Genomic DNA, 4,678 nt, shown 5'->3' on the forward strand with positions numbered 1-4,678 from the left:
CTTAAAGCAGTTTTTGAATGTTTTCATATGGGCTGCCACGGACGGCAGCCCAAGGCTGATAGCGAAATGGACTGAGCTTGAAGCCGGTCGGAAAACCTCCAAAATCTGCTTGGAATTGAACTTGGCGAATGTAATATGAATGCAATTAATACTAATATTGCTGCCACTGCTATTAAGTAACCTAACAAGTGTCTGCGAGATACATACAGTGCCTTCGAATAGTCAAAGCCATGAAAGGACACGTGATGTATGCTCGCTTGTGGCATTAAGAAAATCAGCAATTCTTCTCCAATGATGCCATTAACAAGACATACAGGATGAGCATTTGGCGGGCACATTTATTCAATCACGTAGCCTACGTTTCGTACGGTGCGGATGCGGGAGCCGAAGGTGCCAAGCTTTTGGCGGAGGGTCTTGATGTGCATATCCAGGGTTCTGGATTCTCCTTCGTAGTCTATGCCCCAGATACGTTCCATTATTTGGTCTCGTCTAAGGACGATGCCTCTGTTAAGGGTTAGGTAATATAAGAGTTCGTATTCCTTGTAGGTTAGATTGATTATGGTGTCTGAGATTTTTACCTCGTGGCGTTCTTTGTCTATGAGCAGCTCATCTAATTCTAGCTTTTTTACATCATCTTCTATGGTGCGGCGAAGCATAGCTTTTACTCTTGAGATAAATTCCAATACAGAAAATGGTTTCTTGATATAGTCGTCTGCACCATTTTCAAGCCCCTTTACCAAATCAAGTTCGCTAGTCTTGGCAGTAACCATGATTACAGGGATTGATTTTGTGATGGAGCTTCCTCGTAGCTGCTTTACAATATCAAGTCCATTCTCATCAGGCAGCATAACATCCAGTATGATTAAATCAGGCATTATATCTTCAAGGGCGTTGAAAAAAGAGCCAGCCTTTTCAAAGGTGGCCACTTCATAGCCTGCATTTTTAAGTGCATACTCTTCTATTTCCCTGATACTTGCATCATCCTCAATTAAATAAATTAAAGCCATGTATTCCTCCTTATTTTTTCGGGAAAGCACAGCCATTTATAATTGCCTCTGGCAATGGGGCTGTGCTGTAGCAATAAGGAATCTTCCCGCTATCGCGGGTCCCTCCTTATTGCATTTAATTTTAACAAAGACAACCTGACTTTGTCTTTATATTATTTACTCTTTACGGAAAGAATACATGGCTTATGTAAAATCTATGTAATTAAACCTGGAAGATATTAAACAACATTTAATGATTATTTTGTGAATTTTCTATTTATTTTTGCTATTTTCTAAATTTATAGTGTTATTTTTGCAAATTATCTACTAAAATAAGAATATAGATTTTGACAAGTTCATTGTCATTTCAGCTAGAAGTTAAATGGTGAATCATTTTTAGTTGATCTAGTTAGAAAGGGGTTTATTATGTTGAAAGAATACACTAAAATTCCTGCACCGCTGAATTCAGATGTGGCTTTGAAAATCATTCCTGGACATTTTGCCACTAATCACTCCCATATCACTAATTATATGGAAATAGGCACAATGAAAACCAGATGTAACGAAGCTGCAGGCGTGGCACAGCTACTTGCTATGCACTATTCTGTACAAACGCCAGTAGATACAATTGTATGTGCAGATGGAATGGAAGTTGTGGGAACATTTTTAGCTCAGGAACTTACAAAAGCAGGTGTTGCCAATTACAATCAGCACAAAACCATTTATGTAACTGCTCCAGAGCTTGCATCCAGTGGCCAGAGTATTTTCCGTGACAACATGCAGCTGACAGTTCGAGACAAAAATGTGCTTCTATTATTCGGTTCCTTAAGTACAGGTCGTACTGTTGAAAGTCTTGCAGAATGTGTAAGATATTATGGAGCCAAGATAAGTGGAGCTTGCGCAATCTTCTCCGCTGTTAGAGAAATAGATGGAATTCCTATTACAGCAGTATTCCATGAAGAGGATATTCCTAATTACCAGTCATATCCACTTCACGAATGCCCACTGTGTAAGGCTGGCACCCCAATCGATGCCATTGTAAATTCCTTCGGATATTCAGAATTAAGATAACCAATATAAACAAGAAAACTAGCCGTTACGCTCTCAAGCCTAAGATATTGCACCGCTACGCATAGAAAGCTTCGCTTGTGCAATACTTAGAGCTTGATAGCTACGACTAGTTTTTATTTTTCGTTTTCTATTTTCGTTACCACTTTTTCCCATTAACGGTTATGGAGCCTAAAGATACGTCTAAGTCCATGTTGTCGTAATCTGGGTTAGGGGTTGTGATATTGATACTTCCAAGGTCACAGCATGCTTCCAATCTGTTGAAAGCACCATCAATAGAAATATCTCCCATATCAGCAGTTATTTTTCCATAATCAAAATCAGTTTTGTCTGCATCGATATCACCTAGATCTGCTTCGATTTTAAGCTTACCTAGCTTGCTATCCTTAGCTTCAATATCACCTGCATCTGCATCCACAGTTGTTGATTCAAACTCAACATTTTTCAAATCAATATCGCCTGCATCTGCAGAAATAGAAATGCTCTTGCCCTTAACTGTTTCGATATCAATATCACCAGCATCAACTACGATGTCAACATCTTCAAGCTTGGTTCCTGTTGGAATGGTAATTTCTATACTACATTCTTCTTTTAATGATTTGAAGGAATTAATTGAATGATTCAATTTCTTCTGCTGAATTTCCAATTTACCATCTTTTACATTAATAACAGGCTGATACTTCTTAGGAATGTTAGTTGATACCATATATGTATCGCCATATCTAATATCCAGGTCTGCTGCATCAACATTTACTTCTATGGATGAAAACTCTTCACCAGAATAATCAAAATCCTCGTATTCTCCTACATTGGTTGCAGATAGATAGTGAAAACCAAATCCACCCAGATTATATGCCAGGCCACATATGATAACCACAAGAGTGATTAACCAAAGGACCAGCATGTATTTCTTTCCCCAGTTTTTATTTTCCATAGCTCTAATCCTCCTTTGCAAGTGCGATTTTAAGAATATGATGAACAATAGCTCCTATAACCCATATAATCCATGTTCTGCCCCAGTCGAATGTGATGAAGCTTACCATAAGGTAAATGCAAGTAACTGTTGTCCAATAAACTTCCATAATAATTGTAGCTGTTTTATTGACATACACGATATCATCCTCCTTGCCATAGCTTCCGCTGATGGTCTTTTCATCGTTAAGCTTTAGGATTGTATCGAAGCTGCCCATGACGCTGCTACTATATATAAATAGAAATACGCCAATTCCAATAAATGCAAACAGAATAGCTGCTACAAAATCAAGATCTATAAGAGCGCATGGCAACCAGCAAAGTACACACAAAACTACGCCGATAGTCATAAGCAGCGCGTGGGTTGGTTTGTAGCTGTTCTTTCTTTCCTTTACCATCTGGGCTGTAGCCATATCAATCTGGCATGGCTCCTTCTTAAGGAATTTCCAATCATTGCTGTTAATTCCTCTGTACACAAACAATGCAACTGCTATTGCTATCATCAAAAACATTCCAACCATTCCAATGTTTTCAGCTGATTTACTGATAAAGATTCCTGGAATTCCTTCTACCAAAATCATTGGTACTACACACATAATGCAAAGCATTACGCCGATTCCGATAAACAATCCGTCTTTTCTTTCCTCATCAAGATAAGCTCTTACCTCGTCCATGCTAACGAATCTGCGTGGCTTCTCAGTAACTCTTTCGTGAGTCTCTTCTACTTCCTTAGATAACCCTAAGTCCTCAGCAAGCTCATCAAGATTTCCAAATTCAGAAATAACTGTACCAACTGCACTGTTTTCTGTTTCACCCTCTTCAATAAGCTCGTTGTACTTATCTTCCATCATGGTAAGAAGCTCAGCCTTAGCTTTCTTAACCTCTTTGGTGTTTGGCATATTTGCAAACATTGCTTCCAAATAATTTCTTATTGTTTCCATATTCTTCTCCTCTTGCTACTAGCTACTTTGTAATAAATTTCTCAACTACGTCTTTGGTAAGCTCCCATTCTTCGCATTTGTCTTTATAAAAATCCCGTCCAGCATCGGTTATGCGATAATAGGTACGTTTCTTTCCATTTCCCTCAAGATCCTGACTGGCAACGAATGATTCGATATATCCATTCTTTTCCATTCTGGTAAAGGCCGAATAAAGAGTGGTTTCCTTTATGATGTATTTCCCATCTGTGATAGTTTTGATTTCCTTGGAAATCTCATATCCGTAGGATGGTTCCTTTAGAAGAATGCTAAGAATCATGGTGTCATTGTAGCCACGGATTACATCACTACTGATTTCTACCATATGCCCTCCTAACAATTTACTTTGTTTGTCGTACTACGACAGATGAAGTATTTCATCTGATGAAGTAAATATACTACGACAGACGTAGGAAGTCAACAGTTAAAATAAAATAATTTTCTGAAAAATATTTTTTTCAATATAAAAAGGCGCAAAAAAGGCTTCCCCTTGAGGGCAATGTCATTAAGTTAAGATGACAGGCGTAATCGCCTAAAACAAATGGCAGGAAAACATTGGCTTTTCCTGCCATTTCCATTGTTTCTGAGCACGCAAATAAGGCAGACTTGCATCTACCGTAAGTTTTTTATTTAAGTTCACTCTTTTTATGCTTCACTATATAAGAAGCCGTGAAA

Annotated in this window: 5 protein-coding genes; 1 reads left to right on the forward strand and 4 read right to left on the reverse strand. The window is 38.3% G+C overall.

The features are described from left to right. Positions 1–338 precede the first annotated feature (338 nt). The gene (locus IJ535_RS05875) at positions 339–1,007 is read right to left on the reverse strand and encodes a response regulator (RefSeq protein ID WP_294300067.1); all 669 of its coding nucleotides are present in this window, start codon (positions 1,005–1,007) and stop codon (positions 339–341) included. Between the two features lie 405 nt (positions 1,008–1,412). Between IJ535_RS05875 and IJ535_RS05880 the strand changes: the two genes are divergently transcribed. Continuing rightward, positions 1,413–2,057: an orotate phosphoribosyltransferase gene (locus IJ535_RS05880; protein WP_294300070.1), complete on the forward strand. Its 645-nt coding sequence runs from the start codon at positions 1,413–1,415 to the stop codon at positions 2,055–2,057. A 136-nt stretch (positions 2,058–2,193) separates the two neighbouring features. On the opposite strand, the gene IJ535_RS05885 is transcribed toward IJ535_RS05880, so the two are convergent. Genes IJ535_RS05885 through IJ535_RS05895 form a run of 3 tightly spaced genes read right to left on the reverse strand, consistent with a single transcriptional unit; the run spans position 2,194 to position 4,328 of the window. Continuing rightward, positions 2,194–2,988 (reverse strand): DUF4097 family beta strand repeat-containing protein, encoded by a 795-nt coding sequence (locus IJ535_RS05885; RefSeq protein WP_294300073.1) that lies wholly within the window; start codon positions 2,986–2,988, stop codon positions 2,194–2,196. A 4-nt stretch (positions 2,989–2,992) separates the two neighbouring features. After that, entirely contained in the window at positions 2,993–3,967 is a 975-nt protein-coding gene (locus IJ535_RS05890; protein ID WP_294300076.1) for a permease prefix domain 1-containing protein, read from the reverse strand. A 22-nt stretch (positions 3,968–3,989) separates the two neighbouring features. Further along, a complete protein-coding gene (locus IJ535_RS05895) occupies positions 3,990–4,328 on the reverse strand; it encodes a PadR family transcriptional regulator (RefSeq protein WP_294300081.1) in 339 nt (112 codons plus the stop codon). Positions 4,329–4,678: the final 350 nt, after the last annotated feature.

The sequence above is a fragment of the Pseudobutyrivibrio sp. genome, assembly GCF_017471675.1.
In the GTDB taxonomy this organism is placed as follows: domain Bacteria; phylum Bacillota; class Clostridia; order Lachnospirales; family Lachnospiraceae; genus Pseudobutyrivibrio.